15 protein-coding genes are annotated in these 17,456 nt (G+C 70.2%); 7 read left to right on the top strand and 8 right to left on the bottom strand.

The features are described from left to right. Window positions 1-104: 104 nt before the first annotated feature. Window positions 105-1,904 carry a CoA transferase gene (locus tag B073_RS0111180; RefSeq protein WP_018538183.1) on the top strand — a complete coding sequence of 600 codons (1,800 nt, stop codon included), beginning with the start codon at window positions 105-107 and terminating at the stop codon, window positions 1,902-1,904. Between the two features lie 68 nt (window positions 1,905-1,972). Next, the gene (locus B073_RS0111175; protein WP_037811467.1) at window positions 1,973-3,727 is read left to right on the top strand and encodes a class I adenylate-forming enzyme family protein; all 1,755 of its coding nucleotides are present in this window, start codon (window positions 1,973-1,975) and stop codon (window positions 3,725-3,727) included. Window positions 3,728-3,870: 143 nt separating this feature from the next. Here the strand turns inward: B073_RS0111175 and B073_RS0111170 are convergent, their stop codons facing one another. The 4 genes from B073_RS0111170 to B073_RS39780 are packed head-to-tail and all read right to left on the bottom strand — an operon-like array spanning window position 3,871 to window position 6,816. Next, a complete protein-coding gene (locus B073_RS0111170) occupies window positions 3,871-4,683 on the bottom strand; it encodes a metal ABC transporter solute-binding protein, Zn/Mn family (protein WP_018538181.1) in 813 nt (270 codons plus the stop codon). Next, complete coding sequence (locus B073_RS0111165) at window positions 4,641-5,510, bottom strand: metal ABC transporter permease (RefSeq protein WP_018538180.1); 870 nt, start codon at window positions 5,508-5,510, stop codon at window positions 4,641-4,643. Before B073_RS0111165 ends, B073_RS0111170 begins: the two co-directional genes overlap by 43 nt. After that, window positions 5,507-6,142, bottom strand: coding sequence for a metal ABC transporter ATP-binding protein (locus B073_RS0111160; RefSeq protein WP_018538179.1), 636 nt, complete (start codon window positions 6,140-6,142; stop codon window positions 5,507-5,509). Before B073_RS0111160 ends, B073_RS0111165 begins: the two co-directional genes overlap by 4 nt. Then, complete coding sequence (locus B073_RS39780) at window positions 6,142-6,816, bottom strand: sigma-70 family RNA polymerase sigma factor (RefSeq protein WP_051093980.1); 675 nt, start codon at window positions 6,814-6,816, stop codon at window positions 6,142-6,144. Before B073_RS39780 ends, B073_RS0111160 begins: the two co-directional genes overlap by 1 nt. Window positions 6,817-6,889: 73 nt before the next feature. Between B073_RS39780 and B073_RS39775 the strand changes: the two genes are divergently transcribed. Further along, window positions 6,890-7,132 carry a zf-HC2 domain-containing protein gene (locus tag B073_RS39775; RefSeq protein ID WP_018538177.1) on the top strand — a complete coding sequence of 81 codons (243 nt, stop codon included), beginning with the start codon at window positions 6,890-6,892 and terminating at the stop codon, window positions 7,130-7,132. 395 nt (window positions 7,133-7,527) lie between these two features. Here the strand turns inward: B073_RS39775 and B073_RS39770 are convergent, their stop codons facing one another. Next, window positions 7,528-8,238 (bottom strand): hypothetical protein, encoded by a 711-nt coding sequence (locus B073_RS39770; protein WP_018538176.1) that lies wholly within the window; start codon window positions 8,236-8,238, stop codon window positions 7,528-7,530. 379 nt (window positions 8,239-8,617) lie between these two features. Between B073_RS39770 and abc-f the strand changes: the two genes are divergently transcribed. Further along, window positions 8,618-10,264: a ribosomal protection-like ABC-F family protein gene (abc-f, locus tag B073_RS0111140; protein WP_018538175.1), complete on the top strand. Its 1,647-nt coding sequence runs from the start codon at window positions 8,618-8,620 to the stop codon at window positions 10,262-10,264. Between the two features lie 118 nt (window positions 10,265-10,382). Here abc-f and B073_RS46330 read toward each other — a convergent pair whose 3' ends face one another. Further along, window positions 10,383-10,577, bottom strand: coding sequence for a hypothetical protein (locus B073_RS46330; protein ID WP_158690114.1), 195 nt, complete (start codon window positions 10,575-10,577; stop codon window positions 10,383-10,385). Between the two features lie 1,190 nt (window positions 10,578-11,767). Here B073_RS46330 and B073_RS0111130 point away from each other — a divergent pair. Both B073_RS0111130 and B073_RS39765 read left to right on the top strand, forming a co-directional pair. Further along, on the top strand, window positions 11,768-12,253 hold the full coding sequence (locus B073_RS0111130) for a hemerythrin domain-containing protein (protein WP_018538173.1): 486 nt from the start codon (window positions 11,768-11,770) through the stop codon (window positions 12,251-12,253). Between the two features lie 29 nt (window positions 12,254-12,282). After that, window positions 12,283-12,690 carry a hypothetical protein gene (locus B073_RS39765; RefSeq protein ID WP_018538172.1) on the top strand — a complete coding sequence of 136 codons (408 nt, stop codon included), beginning with the start codon at window positions 12,283-12,285 and terminating at the stop codon, window positions 12,688-12,690. Window positions 12,691-13,125: 435 nt separating this feature from the next. On the opposite strand, the gene B073_RS0111120 is transcribed toward B073_RS39765, so the two are convergent. Both B073_RS0111120 and B073_RS0111115 read right to left on the bottom strand, forming a co-directional pair. Beyond that, window positions 13,126-13,944, bottom strand: coding sequence for an SDR family NAD(P)-dependent oxidoreductase (locus B073_RS0111120; protein ID WP_018538171.1), 819 nt, complete (start codon window positions 13,942-13,944; stop codon window positions 13,126-13,128). A gap of 451 nt (window positions 13,945-14,395) precedes the next feature. Further along, window positions 14,396-16,345, bottom strand: coding sequence for an FAD-dependent oxidoreductase (locus tag B073_RS0111115; protein WP_018538170.1), 1,950 nt, complete (start codon window positions 16,343-16,345; stop codon window positions 14,396-14,398). Window positions 16,346-16,694: 349 nt separating this feature from the next. Between B073_RS0111115 and B073_RS0111110 the strand changes: the two genes are divergently transcribed. Next, window positions 16,695-17,375: an NAD(P)H-dependent oxidoreductase gene (locus B073_RS0111110; protein WP_018538169.1), complete on the top strand. Its 681-nt coding sequence runs from the start codon at window positions 16,695-16,697 to the stop codon at window positions 17,373-17,375. Window positions 17,376-17,456: the final 81 nt, after the last annotated feature.

Below are 17,456 nucleotides of genomic sequence, written 5' to 3'. Positions count from 1 at the left end.
GACTGCTGGGCTCGCGGGACAGTTGTCGGCTCCGACCGCCCTCGGGTTCCCGCGCCGAGTCCGGTGCCGAAGCGGCGGCCATCGCCGCCGGAGGAGGATCAGCCATGGCACACACCACGACGACGGGGACGGCTCTGCCGCTCGACGGGCTGGAGCTGAGTGCTTCGGGCCCGTCCGGTCCGGCCGGTACGGCCGTCGGTCATCTGCGGGCGCTGGGTGCCCGCCCGGCACCGGTCGCCGACCGCGGTCCGGCCGACCGTGCCCGACTGGTCCTGGCGGGACGGGGGCATCCGCCGGTGCTGGCCCGCGTGGGCTGGGCGGACGTATGCCCTCCGCAGGAGGTGTGCGACGAGGCCACCGCGCAGGCGGTCTGCGGAGTGATGGCCGTCCACGGGCAGCGCGAGGGCGGCCCGCGCGGGCTGGCCGTCGACTACGCGACGACCGCCGCCGGCGTCCTCACGGTGCAGGGGCTGCTCGCCGCGCTGATCGGTCAGGCGCGCGGCGGCACGTTCGGCTCGGTCTCCACCGCGGTGGACAGGGCGGCGCTGCTGACGGTCTCCCAGTACATAGCCGCTGCCGGAGCGGAGGAGGGGGAAGCGGCACCGACGGGGCCGGGCGGGCCGCCGTTCACCACTGCCGACGGGACGCGCTTCGAGCTGGAGGCGCTGGAGCCCGCGGTGTGGGCGGCCTTCTGGCGTGCGGTGGGCGCGCCGCACACGGCGATACGGGAGGGCTGGCGGCCGTTCCAGTTCCGGTACGCGACGGGCTGTGCCCCGCTGCCCGAGGTGTTGCACGTCGCCACCCGGACCCGTAGCTGGGCGGAGGTCCGCCGCGCCGCGGACATCTCGGGGGCGGATGTCTGCCGGCTCCACACCCTGGTGGAGCGGGCGGCGGAGAGCGGTGCGACGGATGTGCCGTGGGCGCTCGCACCCGGCCGGGCCGCCCCGCGTGCCGCCCGTGCGCGCATACCGTCGTCCGCCCGTCCGTTGGAGGGCCTGGTCGTCCTGGAGGCCGGACGCCGGATCCAGGCACCGTTCGTCGCGCACCTGCTGGGTCTGCTCGGCGCGGAGGTGATCCGTATAGAGCCTCCGGGTGGTGACCCGCTGCGCGGTATGCCGCCCACGTGCTCCGGTCTCTCCGCGCGGTGGCTGGCCCTGAACCGGGGCAAGAAGGCCGTGGAGATCGACATCAAGTCCGCGTCCGAACGCCGCCGGCTGCGCGAGATGGCGGCCGGGGCGGATGTGTTCCTCCACAACTGGGCGCCGGGGAAGGCCGAGCAGCTGCGCCTGGACGCCGAGGCACTGTCCGTCACCAACCCCGGTCTGGTATACGCCTACACCAGTGGTTTCGCCGGCCGGGAGCTGCCCGGTGCGCCGGTGGGCACCGACTTCATGGTGCAGGCCAGAACGGGCGTCGGCGAGGCCGCCCGCCCTGCCGGTGAGCCGCCGGCACCCTCCCTGATGACGTTGTTGGACGTGCTCGGCGGACTGCTGGGCGCGGAGGCCGTCCTGGCCGGCCTGCTGGCCCGCGAACGCACCGGGCACGGCATCCGCGTCGACTCCTCGCTGCTGGGCGCCGCCGACCTGCTCACCGCGCCGGCCCTGCGCCGTGCGGCGGCCGGCCGGAACCCCCGTCGTCCGACGGGCTTCCGCCGTCCACTGCGGACCGCGGACGGCTGGCTGGCCCCGGCCGATGCCCACGCCGCCGAAGCCGCCGGCCGCGCGGCACGCCTACGGCGGCTGCCCACCGTCGAAGCCCTCGTCGACCTGCGCACCCGCGGGCTGGCGGCCACCGCTGTCAGCACCGACCTCGCCGGCCTCCCGGGCGACCCCCGGCTCGCCGGCGCCCTGACCCGTGACGCCCACGGCGCACCCGCCGTCCCGTCTCCTTGGAGTCTTTCGTGACCCGGACAGTGACCGTGACCGACTCGACCAGCACAGGCGCGGCGCCCGCCGTCTCGGAGCGGACCGAGGTGCGCGCACCGATCCGTGATCTGGTGCCGGCCGCGCTACGCCGCTCCTGGGCGGCCGACGGCAGCTGCCCCGACCTCGATCTGTACGGGCTCTTCCGTGCCCGGCGCTACGCCGACCCGCACCGCGGCGCCGTCATCGACCCGCAGGGAGAGGTGAGTTACGCCGAACTGGACCGGCGGGCGCGATGTCTGGCCGCCGGCCTCGCCGCCGCCGGCGTGCGCTCCGGCGACATCGTCGGGGTCCAGCTGCCCAGCGGACGGCAGGCCGTCATCGCCGACCTCGCGCTGGCCGCCCTCGGTGCGGTCGTCCTGCCCTTTCCGGTCGGTCGCGGCAGGTGCGAGGCGGCCTCACTGCTCGGCCGCTCCGGTGCGGTCGCCGTCATCGCCGCCACCGAGCACGGAGGCAACCGCCACGCCGAGGACCTGGTCGCACTCTCCGCCGAACTCCCGGCGCTCCCCACGGTGTTCGCGGCCGGCCCCGGACAGCCCCCGCCCGGCGCCGCCTCCTTCGACGCGCTGCTGGAGGCCGACGGCGCCGCCTTCACGCCCGCACGCCCCGACCCCGACGCGGCCGTCCGCATCCTGGTTTCCTCCGGCTCCGAGGCCGAACCCAAGATGGTCGCCTACTCGCACAACGCGCTGGCCGGCGGCCGCGGCAACGTCATGGCGTCCCTCCTGGACAGGGGCCAACCGCCGCGCAATCTCTACCTGGTGCCGCTGGCCTCGGCATTTGGCAGCAGCGGCACCGCCGTCACCCTCGCCCGCCACGGCGGCACCCTGATCCTCCTCGACCGCTTCGACCCCGGCACCGCCCTCACCGCGATCGCCCGGCACCGCCCCACACACCTCTTCGCCGTACCGACCATGATCCGTATGCTCCTGGAGCGCCTCGGCCGAACACCGACCGACACCTCCTCCCTCACCGCGATGGTGCTGGGCGGCGCTCCTCTCGACGCGGGCACCGCGGCCGAGGCCCGGCGCGCCTTCGGCTGCGCGGTGGTGAACCTCTACGGGTCGGCCGACGGCGTGAACTGCCATACGGGGCTCGCCGAGCGAACGCAGCCCGATGACGGGCCGGGCATCGCGGCCGGGCACCCCGATCCCCGGGTGGCCGACATCCTGATCGCCGACCTGGACGCCCCGCCCGGCGAGGTCGCCCCGGCGCCGCCGGGTGTCACCGGTGAGATCGTCGCCCGTGGCCCGATGACCCCGCTGTCGTACGTGGGCTCCCCCGAACTCGACGCCCGCTACCGGACCCCCGGCGGCTGGGTCCGTACCGGCGACCTCGGCATACTGGACGAGAGCGGCTCGCTGCGCCTCATGGGGCGGCTGAAGGACATCGTGATCCGAGGAGGCGTCAACATCAGTCCCAATGAGGTGGAACGGCACCTCCTGACGCACCCTCAGGTTCGGGAGGTGGTCTGCGTGGGCCTACCGGACCAGCTGATGGGGGAACGGCTCGGCGCCTGCGTGGTGCCGAAACAGAGCCAGGAACCACCGGTCCGGGACCCACTGTCCCCAGAACCATCGGCCCCAGAACCACCGTCGCCGGAACTGACCTTGACGGAACTGACCTTGAGGGAACCGACGTTGAAGGAGCTGTGCCATCACCTCGACGCGCGCGGCCTGGAGCGCCGCAAGCACCCCGAGGCGCTGCTGCTCCTGGACGAGCTGCCGCTGACCCCGGCGGGCAAGCCGGACCGGGCAGCCCTGCGCGAACGACTGGCCGAGACCGGCGGCGCCCAGGCGGAGTAGCCGCGCACCCACGGCCCGGGCAGGCGAAAGGGCCGCGGCAAAGATCGATCCGCGGCCCTTCACCACACTGTCGCCCTACCGAACCTGTCGACCAACTGGCATGTCAGCACTCTGACTTGGCGACCTGTCGAACAGGCCCCCGCTCAGGACGTGGACAGACTCCTCTCGATCGCGGTCGCGGCCTCGCGATACACCTTCAGCAGGTCCAGGTCCTTGCCGGGGTAGTTGGCGATCTCCACCTGCTTGGCGCCGGAGTCCGGCAGGACGGTGCCGGTCGACATATGGACGTTGTCCAGGACCAGCGACGGCTTCTTCGCCGACAGTTTGGACACCTGGCCGGGGGTCACCGGGTCCGGCCCGTACGTGCCGAGCAGGTCGGCGCCCGCCATCTGCGCGGCCCAGGTGGAGAACGTCTGGGCCACCACCGACGGACGGCGGCCGCCCGGCCACGCCTTCTTCACCTCGGCAGAGAGCTTGCCGTACTCGGCCTGGAAGGACTTCGTCCAGGCAGCTGCCGCCTTCTCGGTGCCGAACTTCCGTCCCAGCGCCGCCACTTGGGCGGTGGCCTTGGCGGCGGTGTTGTCGAGGTTCACCTCCACGAGTTCGGCCTTCGACCCCGCGGCCTTCTTGATCTTCCCCGCGAAGGGCTCGAACGGGGCGTAGAGCACATAGTCGGCGCCGGCGACCGCGGCGAGGTCGGAGGGCTTGGGCTCGTAGTCGGGGGCGTGCTGCACGGTCGACGGCACGATGACCTTGACGTCCGGCGCACCGGCGGCATGGGCGAAGGCCGCCTCCCAGGTGGTGGTGGCCACGACCACCGGCCCGCCGTTCTTCTTGCCGTGGGACCCAGCATGCGCGGCGTCGTCGGTGCTGCCGCCGCCGGAACAGGCGGCGAGCAGGGACAGTCCCGCCGTCAGTGCGACGGCGGAGAGGAAGGAGACGCGGACTTGCGCCATGAGCGGTTCCTCCGTTCGGGGACGAGGTGGGCGACCAGGGCCGTCGCCCCGGCCACGAGGACGAGAATCGGTCCGGGCGGCAGGTCCAGGACCAGGGCCAGCAGGAAGCCGACGAGGTTGACGGCCGTGCCGATGCCGATCGCCCAGCCGACGATCGAGCCCAGGGAGCGGCCCAGTCGGCGGGCGGCCAGCGCGGGCAGCAGGGTGAGGGCGTCCACCAGCAGTGCACCGGTGAGCCGGATCGCGCCGGCCACCGCCACCGCGACGAGGACCAGCAGGATCAGGGTCAGCCGCTGCGCCGGTACCCCGGCACAGACGGCGAGTTCGCGGTCGTGCAGCAGCAGTGCCACCTGGCGCCGCCGCCACCAGAACAGCCCGGGGACGATCACCGCGAGGACCGCGAGGACGGCCACGTCCCCGTCGCCCACCGACAGGATCGCCCCCCACAGCAGCGCGAAGGCCCCGGCGGCATTGACGCCCGAGACCGCCAGGACGAGCAGCGCCGCGGCGATGGCCAGACTCATCAGCAGCCCCATCGCCCCGGACAGCCCGTCGGGTGTACGGGCCAGTGGGCTGATCCCGGCTCCGGCCAGGGCACAGGTGACGATCGCGCACACGGCCGGGTCGAGCCCGGTCAGCATCCCGATCGCGATCCCCAGCAGCGCCACATGCATCATCGCGAAGCGGACCGGCATGATGTCCAGCCCCACGATCACCACCCCCACCACCGGCAGCCCGACGGCCGCCAGCAGCAGCGCGAGACCCGCGCGCTGCACCGGCACCAGGCTCAGCAGATCGCCGAGGTGCGCGAACCCGGCCCCGTTCATCGGACCTCCCGGAGCCGCCCGGCGGCCATCTCCAGGACCCGGTCGCACCGCTGCGCCAGCCCCCGGTCATGGGTCACCACGATCAGCGTCACCGGAAGGCCGGTGAGCACCTCGGCCGCCTCCGACTGCCCGTCGAAGTCCAGCGCGGCCGTGGGCTCGTCGGCCAGCAGCACTCCCGCGCCGGCCGCCACACAGCCGACCGCCCTGGCCAGATGGACCCGCTGGAGCTGGCCGCCGGAGAGCGTGTGCAGGGGCCGGTCGGCGAGTTCACCGACGCCCAGCCGCCCTGCCGCCTCCGTCGCCTCCCGCGCAGCCCAGCTGCTGGCCAGCAACTCCCGTACCAGCAGCGGGAAGCGGCCGACGGCCGGGCGTTGCGGGATCCAGGCACAGGCCCGCCGCCGCCACGCCCACTCGGCCGCCGTGCCGGCCGGCCTGCCGCCCACCGAGATCCGGCCGCCGACCTTGCGGTGCAGTCCCAGTACCGCACGCAGCAACGTCGTCTTGCCCGACCCGTTCGTTCCGGTCAGCGCCACCCGCGAACCGGCGGCGATGTCGAGATCCACCTCACGCACCACCTCCTGCCGGCCGTGACGGCAGCAGACCTCGGCCATGTGTACGCCGAGCCCGTCCATCACACCCTCCTCCCCGCACTCATCGCGTGCCGCGTCCCGGGGGCATGCGCCCCGGCCATGGAGAGCTGTCGGACACCGAACGCCTTCGGTTCCCGGCCGTTTTCGCCGCGCCCTGCGCGGGACCGTTCCACGGGAGCCTCGGCGGCCCGCAGCAAGGTGATCAGCTGGTCCCGCGCCCGGGCGACGCGCGACCGCACCGTGCCCACGGGACAGCCGACGACCTGGGCCGCCTCCGCATACGGCAGGCCGACCACCTGCGTGAGCACGAACGCCTCCCGCCGGTCGTCCGGGAGGCCGGCGAGCAGTTCGTCGAGCGCCACCCGCTCCTCGAAACCCGGCAGGCCATGCGGCTGGCAGCGCTCCGCGCTCGCCTCCCAGTCCGCCACATCCGCCTTCTTGGGCCGGGCGGAGGCGGCCCGATGCCGGTCCACCACCACCCGGCGGGCGATCGAGAGCAGCCACGTACGGGCCGAGGAACGCCCGGCGAAACGCGCCAGGCTGCCCAGCGCACGCAGAAACGTCTCCTGCGCGAGGTCGTCCGCCGACTGCGGATCGGTCAGATGGGCGACGAACCGCCACACATCCCGCTGCGTGGCCCGGACGAACGCCTCCACTGCCGCCGAGTCGCCGGCACGTGCGGCCAACGCCAGGGCGGTCACCTGCTCATCGTCCATCGCACGCCCCCGGCCCCGGGAAAGCGACAGCACGTATACCCACGGGGGGCTTCGTAGGAGCGACAATGGAGCCATGATCTGCGCCCCCCACCGCGCCGCCCTCTCCGCCCGCCTGGACGGCGAACTCGACTACGACGCCCCTGAGTCGGAGGCCCTCGACCGGCATCTCGCCCGATGCGCCGACTGCCGCCGCTGGGCCGCCGATGCCGAAAGGCTGCGCACCATGAGCAGTACGACTCCCGGCCCCGGCCCCGATTGGACGGACCGGTTGCTGAAGTCGCTGACGGCCCACCGGGACGGTACGGGCGGCAGCTGAGTTCCTCAGTTCGGACAGGAAGCGACGGGGAATGGGAAACGGTGCCCTCAGCCGGCGAACCACGGCGCGGTCGAGCGCACGCGTACGCCAAGAATGTATGCGTGTCATCGGGGTTCAGTCCTCGGTATGCGGCCGCACCGGTGCCCAGCGCACCAGGGCACGGCAGATGGACGACCGCCGTCCGCTGACGGTCACCGCCACCACATGAGTGCCGGACCGGGACAAGCGGCCGCAAGGCAGCAAAGATCCCGCCGCGCGCCCTCGACCACAGGGATCACGGGCAGCCGCGACGGTCGCTCACTCCACACGTCCATCGCCCGCGCGCAGGCGCCACCGACCACCAGGCCGGCTCAGCAGCCCGGCAGTCCGGCGGCCCAGCGGCCCGCGACGGACGTTCAGCAACAGGCCAAACAGGCCGACCCCGACGGCGGCCCGCGCCGCGACACCACATGACACAGCAACGCCGCCCGCAACCGGTCGACGGGCAACTCCGCCCGCGCCAGGGCCCGCACGCTCGCCCGCTGTACGGGACGAACGAAGCAGACGATCAGCAGCCTGAACGACCCGAAGGCTCGTACGGCCAACATGCCCAGGCAGCGCAACAGCCGGAAAAAGGCACTCTCGCCCCACCACAGCCACAACCCGCACACCACGGCAGCCAACCCGTGCACGACAACCATCCCGAGGGATCCGTGCACGCAATGCGCTGCATCACCCACGTCCATGCCCGCGCCCATGCCCATGCCCATATCCATATCCGCCGACATAGCCATGTTCGCGCGCATTGGCACAGGTACGGGCATGGGGATGGGCAGGGGAACGGGCATGGGCATAGGCATGGCCCCGTGAGCCCCTCCCTGCGCCCACGCAAAGAGATGGTGCAGCAACACCTGCGCACCCAGCAGCCCGCCCACGATCGCCACCGGGCCACGCTGCCGACCGGCCGCCCCCCACGCGCCCGCCCCCGTCACCAAGAACGCAGCGGCCAGCGCCCACCACGCGACGTCGGAACCGGACATCATCACATGGCCGGCCGCGGACAGCACAACGCACACCGCGGCGAACAGCGCGGCGCGCACCCCTCTCGACAGCGATGCTGCGGCCATGACCCCGCCATGCTGCCACCCACTCGTTCCGATCGGAGTACCGCGGAAGCCATATCCGACCGGACGGAAGCCTTCCGCCCCTCACAAGCCGACCGATGCAACCATGCGCTGCTTAAGCATGCTTCCGACGGATTCCCGCAACGCCGCCGGCTCGACCCCCACCCCGGAGCCACCCCAAGCCCGCAACTCCCGCTGCTTTCACGCCACGTCGACAGTCAAGCACTACGTGGCGCGTCGGGTGGCAGCATCAAACAGAGACGAGACGGATCGTTCTGCTATGGTGAGGGCATGACTTTCTTCTACTTCATCTGAGTCCGGGCACGGCCGACGCCGCCGTTTCTGCTGCCCGTAGACACTTCACACTCTCAGGGAAAGTCACATGCGCGAACGCGCCCATACCGCTGCACCCGCTGCCGTGGCACAGTTGTCCGTCAAGCACCTCACCAAGTCCTACGGCACCCGGACCGTCCTCGACCAGGTCTCCTTCACCGTCCGCCCAGGCGAGAAGGCCGCCGTCATCGGTGAGAACGGTTCCGGCAAGTCCACCCTGCTGCGGTTGCTCGCCGCGGCCGAGTCGCCGGACGCCGGGGAGATCACCGTCAGCTTTCCAGGCGGCACCGGCCACCTCGCCCAGACCCTCGACCTCGGCCCGAACCGCACCGTGCAGGATGCCGTCGACCGCGCACTGAGCGAACTGCGCGACATGGAGCGCCGGATCCGTGCGGCGGAGCAGCGCCTGGGCGCGGCTTCCCCGGACGAACTCACCGCGTACGGCGATCTATTGATGGCCTATCAGGAACGTGGTGGCTACGAGGCGGACGCCCGGGTCGACGCAGCCATGCACGGGCTCGGCCTCGCCGGGATCACCCGCGACCGCGTGCTCGGATCGCTCTCCGGCGGTGAGCAGTCGCGGCTCGCACTCGCCTGTGTCCTGGCCGCCGCCCCTGAGCTTCTACTGCTCGACGAACCGACGAACCACCTCGACGCATCGGCCGTGCGCTGGCTCGAGGAACACCTGCGCGCGCACCGCGGCACCGTCGTCGCAGTCACCCACGACCGCGGCTTCCTCGAACGCATCGCCACCACGATCCTCGAGGTCGACCGGGATGCGCGCACGGTGCATCGGTACGGTGACGGATGGGCCGGCTACCGCACCGCCAAGGCGGCGGCCCGACGCCGCGCGGAACAGGCATACGAGGATTGGCTTCAGGAGGTTGCCCGTACCGAGGAGCTGCTCGAAGCCGCGGGAAGGCGACTTGCCGTCACCGGCAGGGACCCCCGCCAGGGCTTCGGCAAGCACCGCCGGTCGCACGAGGCGAAGCTCGGCGGTCAGGTGCGGGCCGTCCGGGAGCGGCTGGCCCATCTGCAGCGCAATCCGGTGGCGCCGCCGCCGGAACCACTGCGGTTCACGGCCGCACTGTCAGTCACACGCGGCGAACATCCCGTCGACCGCCCGCTCGCCGAGCTCAACGGCGTTGCGGTCAGCCAGCGCTTCTGCCTGGACGGACCGCTGACGATCAGCCACGGGCAGCGGCTCCTGGTCACAGGCGAGAACGGCGCCGGCAAGACAACCCTGCTGCGTATCCTGGCGGGCGACCTGGAACCCGATGCGGGTACGGTACGCCGCGCTGCCCGGATCGGATACCTGCCGCAGGAACTCCCCACGCGCTGCACACGCCTACCGCTGCTCTCCGCGTTCGCCGCCGGCCGACCCGGATTACCTGAGGAGCACGCCGAACAACTGCTGGCACTGGGCCTGTTCCGCGAGGAGGACCTGCGCGTCCCGGTCGCTTCCCTCTCCGCGGGGCAGCAACGACGGTTGCAGATAGCGCACCTGATCACCCGGCCCGCGGACCTGCTCGTACTGGACGAGCCGACCAACCACATCGCGCTCGACCTGGTCGAAGACCTGGAGGCCGCGCTCGCCGCATACCCAGGGGCAGTCGTCGCGGTCTCGCACGATCGCGGCTTCCGCCAGCGGTTCCCAGGAACGCGGCTGGAACTGCACAGCGGCCTCAGGCACTAACCGGCGCCGCCTGACCCGGCGGTTGCACAGCCAGCAACAACTACACGACCGTCGTGCACGCGGGGCGGGGCAGCCCACCGCCCCGCCCCGCGGTTGTTCACTCCCTCACGGGCCGCAGTCAGACGAGATCGTTCGCGGCGCCGGCAGCATCGATCACGAGGTTGTCCACGTTCTCCGTCGGGAAGCCCAGTTTCGTGATGACTCTCTTGACCGGACTGGCGGCCTCGTCGGCGCTGGCTTGAGGGGCCACGAGTCCGACGAGCGCAACAGCTCCGACGACGACGGAGACGGCTCGGCGAGTGCTACGGGGCATGGCGTTCCTCCTACGACAGGTAACGGGGTGCTGGGTAACGCCGCCGCGTCTGGCCCGCAGCGACATGTCTGCAAGAGCGAATCCACCCGGTGGATGCGATGAACCGACCACTCTCTGGTCCGCGGTTGACAATACGGGCAGACCTGGTCAGTGACCCATCGGACACGCCTAGGGAGGGCTTCCCGAGTGAGGCCGCGACGGCCTGCCCCGAGCAACCCAGGCACGGAAGACTCGTTCGCCCCGGCCCTGACCACGCAGAGGTCAGGACGCTATCCCCTTACGGACTTCCGGTGTTGAGCGTCAAGGTGGAGCGACTGGCGCCCCGACCCATCGGCCGTCCCACCCAATCCGGAACGACAACACCGCACTCCCAGTGCAGCTATAGGTTAATTTGCCGAAATTATCGTGCTCCTCATGAAGCATCTCAACCAACTCCCCCACAGCCAAGGTTGTTCGCGGCAGAGGTGCAGGGGGTCTGCGGGTGGCCGTCGGCAACCAACAGGCACGCGTATCGGCTCAGGGCCCGCTTGGTCGAGACTCAGCGTCCGCCTGGACGAGGCTCAACCTCCAAGTGCCAGCGACGGCCGGGGCCCTTGACCATCAATGCGTCGAACCCCCATGGCCGCAACGCCGAAGCACAGTACGCCAGTTGCTCATGTTCCTCGTAGCGGGATCCGCTCCCCCGCGGGCCGGCCCACTCCACGCGCACACCTCCGTCCCCTCCGTCTCCTCCATCCCCACCATCGGCAGCCAGGCTCGTCCGGTATCCCGTTCTGGCCACCGCACCGGACCTATCGACGGCAGCCGGGACGATCCCGCCCGCCTCCAGCAGGAGACTGACGGCTCGCAACGGCTGGCGGCGCTCCCACTCGGCGGGTAGCGCCTCAGGCTCAGGCACACCCACGTTGGCCAGACGGCGGATTTGCCGCAGCCCCTCCACAGCGGCTTCCAGCTGTCCCGCTCGCTCCTCGTTCTCCCACCATTCGGGACGCTCCCTCCCCGTGCAGACCTGAAAGCCCCCGACACCACCCTCATGAACCGCCATCGACACCCCGACTCCCATTGTGCGGCCCGGCCTGGGCAACCGTGCTTGCCGTCCCGCCCTCCACGTGGTCAGATATTGCCAGCATCGCGTGCCGGTGACGGACAGCGTCAGGCATGGAGGTGCGGAACCGAAGGGACCGCCATCAATGGCCTCCCACGGCGGCGACCGGGTAGTCGCCTTGAGCCGACAGCTCGCACAAGCGCATCAAGAACTCCTCCACCAAGTCGAAGAGATCAGGAACGGCCTCGGACACCGCCGGTTGAGCGACGGTACACTTCTCGCCCACTGCCTGGCCTTCTGCTCTTCACTGACCGCGCACCACAAGGGTGAGGACGATGGAATCTTCTCCCAGTTGCTGCAGGAGCGCCCGGATCTCACCACGACGGTTGCGAAGCTGGTCGAGGATCACGAAATGATCTCCTCGATCTTGTCCCGGGTGAGCGAACTCGCCGAGAGAGCCGCCGGGTTGCATGGTCCGGCATTGGAATCGATCGGACGTGAGCTTGACGGCTTGGCGGCCATCATGGAATCCCACTTCAGGTACGAAGAGCGCGCGATCAGCAAAGCGCTCGACGACAGAGCGCCGGATACCGACTGGCCCAGCATGGTGTTCGGGTTCGGCGTCACGTGAAGGGGCATGGCCGCCGAGAGACCACGCATGTGACGGTACAGCGGCTCGTCGACCTGCTGGAGATCGAACGGCGCAGTATGGACGTCCGCCCCGGCATGCGGCACAAGTACACGCCGCTGCGCTACGCCCCGGTGACGGGAGCGCCACAGATCGGAGGCCGGTACCTCTTCGACACCTGGGAGAACGTACGTGACTACGAGCAATTCACCAGCCAGGAGCTGGAGTTCGAGCCCGGAGTGAAGTTCTGGGACCGACCGTTCTTCCTGGGAGTGGACCGCCGTCTGTGGCGAGTGGCAGGCGCGGAGGACTTCCTCCCCCTGGCGAAAGTCTTCGACCGGACGAGCCCGATCCTGGCCATGTGGCTGCCGGAATCCCGCACGGCGGGGACCGGTGCGGGGCCGATCGGCCAGCCGGCGGCGATAGCCCACCCGGCCTAAGGCGGGGGCACCTTATGGTGACGTCGGTGTCATCGAATCGTTGGCACGACATGAAAAATACGCGTTGCACACTCTTCGGTCTCGCGCTTGTGACTGTGCTTCTCGGCTCCATGCCGGTGTCGGCCGTGGCCGCTCCCAGGGACGGCACCCCGATCCAACCGCATGTCACGATGCCTCTGGGCGGGCTTCTCACCGACCACAGCACTCCGGTCAATTGGAGCGTCCTCGGAATTCCTCTCTGATACATCGCGAACACCACAGCTACACCGCGAGCACCACAGCCCTCCTTTGAGGCCCATCGGTCACCACCGGTGGGCCTCTTTTGACTGAGGCTGATTCCCTGGGCTGTGCGCAACAAGCACCGCGGCTACCACTACTCTCCCCCACCCAGCCCTGCCCGACCTCCAGGGATGGAGTCCAATACCCGACGGGGTGTCAGCGGCCGTTGTCGCGGGGCTCAAGGCGAAAGTCGAACGCTGCGGTCCCGGGGTCGAGCGCCGTCACTCCACCGTCCATCGTGAGTACCGCACCGTTGACCAGCGAGGCGGCGGGCGAGAGCAGCCAGGTGATGGCCTCGGCAACCTCATGCGGCTCGCCCGGGCGCCCCGTCGGCACCAACGCGGTGGCCTCCTCATACGCCGTGTCCACTCCCCCACCCGGAAGGCCGGCCTCCTCCGCGAAGCGGGCCATGCGCCGGTCGGCCATTTCGGTACGCACCCAGCCGGGGCACACGGTGTTGGCCCGCAGACCCGATCGCCCGTAGTCGACCGCGAGCGACCGGCACAGCTGAAGCAGGGCTGCCTTGGAGGTCGCGTATGCGGCGTTGCCGCGGCCGTTGCGGAGTGCGGCGACCGAGGCCACCGCGACCACCGAGCCGCGGGTCTTGAGCAGATGCGGCAGTGCGGCGCGCAGCAACCGGAAGGGACCTGTCAGGTTGGTCTGGAGGACCGTCTCCCATGTCTCGTCCGACAGGTCCCCGACGGCCCCGCTGCGTCCGACGCCGGCGTTGAGGACCAGTCCGTCCAGGCGGCCGTAAGTGGCCACTGCGGTTTCGACGAGTTGCCGGACGGCAGCCGAGTCCGTGACGTCGGTGGGGCAGGCCAAGGCACCGGTCTCGGCGGCGACTTGGTGCAGCGGGTCCGGCCTCCGTCCGGCGATGACGACTTGGTGCCCGTCGGCTCGCAGCAGTCGGGCGGTCGCGGCACCGATGCCGGTCCCTCCGCCGGTGATGATGACAACTCGCTGCTCTGCCATAGAGGTTGGTCTCCTCACCAGATCCGGGAACACAGAGAAGTCGCGCAACCCTATCGAAATCGAACCCGAGTGATCGCCGTGCGGTTGGTCGGTGGGGCTGGATCAGGCCATGGCGTTCGGCCGCAAGGTGCGGCGGAGCGGGCTCCACTGCGCCGCGTACATCAGCCGAGGGGGCAGTCATGCGCATACCCCCGCTTCCCCGAGCCCGCCGCCGTCGGGTCCGTCACGGTTCACGCCACCCCGGCCGAGGCGTACGCCATCGTCAGCGATCCGATCGCCATGGTGCGCTTCACCGAGGAGGCGTATCGCGTCCGACCCCTCTCGCCCTCCCGATCGCACGCCGGCAGGAGGAGTCAACCCTGCCCTCGTAGGGCTTGTCGTGCCGGAGGCCGGAAGCGCCAGCCTCCCAACAATCGCAGACTTGTCGGGAGGCGGCGGAGCGCCCTCCCCGTCAGCCTGTGTGGACCTTCAGTGCCGTCCGGACGGCGGACTCGAGCGCGCCCTCGATCCAGGCGGGCTTGATGGAGGTGTGGTCCCCCGCGAAGTGCAGCGCGCCCTCGGAAGTGGGGACGTCGGGGAACAGTTCCGTGTGCTGACCGGGGAGGAGCACCGACGCCTCACCGTAGGCGTAGTGGTCGCGCATCCATGACTGCGTCTTGCACTTGTTGGTGAAGAAGACCTCGCATCGGCGGCCGAAGACCTCCTGCACCCCGGCGAGCGCGCGCAGATACCGCTCGTCGTCGGCGAAGGCGTCCCACTTGAGGGCGTCGTCCGACCAGCTGTAGGAGGCGAGCAGGATGCCCCCTTCGCTGCCCGCCATGGGCTTCGCGTGCTCGAAGTACATGAAGCGGTTGGTGTTGTCACTGACGTTGCCGCCGCCGCGGAGATGAGCGGCGTCCGGTTCGCTGCTCATCACGGGCCGGAAGGCGGTGAAGCACTTCTTGACGTCGTCGGGGATCGTCACTCCCAGCGCCTTTACGGACTTGTGCGCACCGAGGTATTTGCCGGCGTCGACCTTGCCCGCCTGGTATCTGTCGTAGAGCTTGTCCTCGATGGAGTTCAGCGCCGTCTCCCACTGTGCCTCGGTGAATTCCCACCAGCGTTGGGAGAATTCCAACAGCACCTTGGTGGCGGCGTCGTAGTGCAGCTCCGTGATGGCCCGGCGCTTGCCGTAGCCGAGTGGCGGGTTGAAGGCCATATGGCGCAGTCCGGAGAAGGGGACGGTGATGATCGCCTCGTCGCCGTCGAAGACCTCCGTGACACCGCCCTTGCCGGGCCGGCAGTCCTCGGAAACGGTGTGCACCCTGACTTTGCCGGCGTGGTGTTCGATGCGTACGGCGCGCCGGTCGAGTTTCACCTGCCCCTTCACAGGCTTGTACAGGGCATCGGCGAGCAGTGCGGTACCGCCCTTGATCTCCCAGAACTTGGTTTTGGGGTCGATCAGCGCGCTGGACAGGAAGCTGTGGGTGAAGGAGAGGTGCAGTCGCGAGGTCACGTTCTGGATGGTGCCGACGAGGTCGATGGTCCGGGTGTCGAGTGCGGCGACTTCGGTGAGGTAGCGGTACATGGACCAGTGGCCGTACCGTTTGAGGACCTCCGCCCATCCGTCGACCAGGGCTGCGCCTTCCTTGCCCCGGATGAGCCGCATGGCGGGTTCGAGGGCATTGGCGAGGATGGCCGATGCGGTCTTTGTGCGGTTGGGGCCCGTGACGCCGAAGGTCGCGTTGATCTTTTCTGGATTCTTCTCGTAGTCGGCCCGGCGCATATGGACGCCATTGACGTGGATCCAGGCACGATTGGCCCGCTTCGTCGGGTTCTCGACGTCGACATCCACCAGGTAGAACTCCCGAAGCGGGAGTTCGAGCTTCTTGAGCAGTGCCATGAGGAGGGGGTGGCTGTCGGGCAGCCGCATGGCACCGGCTTCGGCGTACTGCTTGGGGTCGGCGAAGGGCTGCTCCCCGTTCTCGTGGCCGCCCTTGCGGAATGTCTTGATGCGACCGCCGACGCGGTTGCCGTTGGCCTCGATGACGACGACGTCGTGGCCTGCACGGTGGAGCAGGTTGGCGGCGAGCAGGCCGGCCGGGCCGGCTCCGACGATCAGGACCCGCTTGGTCGCCTTGGCCCGGCTGGTGGGCAGACCCTGTTCGACGGCCTTCAGGTACGTCGGGACGAGGGGTTTGTCCTGCTGGTCGTAGACGGCGATGGCGCGGGCGACGGTGGTGTACGCCGTGGGGTCGGTGCCGGGCGGTGCTGCGGTCGGCGCCGTCGCGGGTGCCGTGGCGGGGCTCAACGCGAGTGCGGGCGTACTGGAGGCGGCGGTCAGGCCGGCGGCGAGCACCGAGGCACCGGTCGCCGCGACGATGGCGCGCCGTGAGGGCTGGGCGTCGTGCGGTTGCGGCACAGGTTGCGAGGCGGACGAAGCGTCCGAGGCGAGTGGCTCGCCACTCGACGTGCCTGGCTTCTTGGGGTGGGGAACGGCCACGTTCGGTGTACTCCTGTCGTGTGAATTGTTCGCTCATCACACTTGGCGTACGCGCGAGGCGGAGCCAGTGCCTTCACCCGGACGGGAACGCCAAACCACTCTCCCGGCTACACGAGGCCGCTTTCCGTGAACGCCCGTGCGGTGGGCGGGCGTTGCACCCTGACGGCACTCGCCTCGACGGCCACGAAGAGCGACCGACGCAGCCGGCGCGAGCGATCGACCCCGGTCACCCCATTGACACATCGCAATACGTCGATACGATCTCCTCATGTCGCCCTTCGATGCTGCTCCCACCGCCCTGATCGTGCACGCTCACCCCGAGCCCCATTCGTTCAGCACCGCCCAGATGACCACCGCGGCCCAGACCCTGCGTGACGCCGGGTACCGGGTCGATGTCCTCGACCTCTACTCCGACGCCTGGGCCCCGGTCCTCGGCCGTGACGAGTTCGCGCCGGTAGAAGGCCACTTCAAGCCGCAGGCCGAGCAGATGCGCGCCCTGAAGGACGGAACGCTCGACGCCACGGTCAAGGCCCATCTCGATCGGCTGCTCGCCGCTGATCTGCTCGTGCTCTCGTTCCCGCTGTGGTGGTTCTCGCTGCCGGCCATCCTCAAGGGATGGGTGGACCGGGTCTTCGTGATGGGTGGGGTCTTCGGCGGGGACTACGGGCTCTTCGACGACGCTGCCCTCGCCGGGAAGCGGGCGATGCTCCTGGTCACGACCGGCGGGCCCAGCGAGTCGTTCCAGTCGGGTGGCGCCCTGGGCTCGATCGACGACTTTCTCTTCCATATACACCGCGGCATGCTGGAGTTCGTCGGCTACCAGACCCTCGCCCCCGTGATCACCTACGGACCGGCTCACATGACCGACCACGAAAGGGCAGTTGCGCTGGAATCCGTCCGGGAGTCCGTCGCCCTCGCCGTGCCGCACCCGCAACCGGCCGTTGGATGAATCCGCAGTCTCCGAGGCGGCGGTTGGGCTACCACCTCAACCTACCGACCGCCGCACGGACGACGAGCCCCGATCCGGTCG

The sequence above is a fragment of the Streptomyces sp. MspMP-M5 genome, from assembly GCF_000373585.1.
Classification (GTDB): Bacteria; Actinomycetota; Actinomycetes; order Streptomycetales; family Streptomycetaceae; genus Streptomyces.
This window is presented reverse-complemented; position numbering and strand designations above follow the sequence as displayed.

What these genes read in the sequence shown, in the direction of transcription:
- B073_RS0111160 (WP_018538179.1), bottom strand. Translation starts at nt 6,142, where the DNA reads ATGGACGGGCTCGGCGTACACATGGCCGAGGTCTGCTGCCGTCACGGC.
- B073_RS46330 (WP_158690114.1), bottom strand. Translation starts at nt 10,577, where the DNA reads ATGCCCCGTAGCACTCGCCGAGCCGTCTCCGTCGTCGTCGGAGCTGTT.
- B073_RS39770 (WP_018538176.1), bottom strand. Translation starts at nt 8,238, where the DNA reads ATGGCCGCAGCATCGCTGTCGAGAGGGGTGCGCGCCGCGCTGTTCGCC.
- B073_RS0111170 (WP_018538181.1), bottom strand. Translation starts at nt 4,683, where the DNA reads ATGGCGCAAGTCCGCGTCTCCTTCCTCTCCGCCGTCGCACTGACGGCG.
- abc-f (WP_018538175.1), top strand. Translation starts at nt 8,618, where the DNA reads ATGCGCGAACGCGCCCATACCGCTGCACCCGCTGCCGTGGCACAGTTG.
- B073_RS0111165 (WP_018538180.1), bottom strand. Translation starts at nt 5,510, where the DNA reads ATGAACGGGGCCGGGTTCGCGCACCTCGGCGATCTGCTGAGCCTGGTG.
- B073_RS0111110 (WP_018538169.1), top strand. Translation starts at nt 16,695, where the DNA reads ATGTCGCCCTTCGATGCTGCTCCCACCGCCCTGATCGTGCACGCTCAC.
- B073_RS39780 (WP_051093980.1), bottom strand. Translation starts at nt 6,816, where the DNA reads ATGGACGATGAGCAGGTGACCGCCCTGGCGTTGGCCGCACGTGCCGGC.
- B073_RS0111120 (WP_018538171.1), bottom strand. Translation starts at nt 13,944, where the DNA reads ATGGCAGAGCAGCGAGTTGTCATCATCACCGGCGGAGGGACCGGCATC.
- B073_RS39775 (WP_018538177.1), top strand. Translation starts at nt 6,890, where the DNA reads ATGATCTGCGCCCCCCACCGCGCCGCCCTCTCCGCCCGCCTGGACGGC.
- B073_RS0111180 (WP_018538183.1), top strand. Translation starts at nt 105, where the DNA reads ATGGCACACACCACGACGACGGGGACGGCTCTGCCGCTCGACGGGCTG.
- B073_RS0111130 (WP_018538173.1), top strand. Translation starts at nt 11,768, where the DNA reads ATGGCCTCCCACGGCGGCGACCGGGTAGTCGCCTTGAGCCGACAGCTC.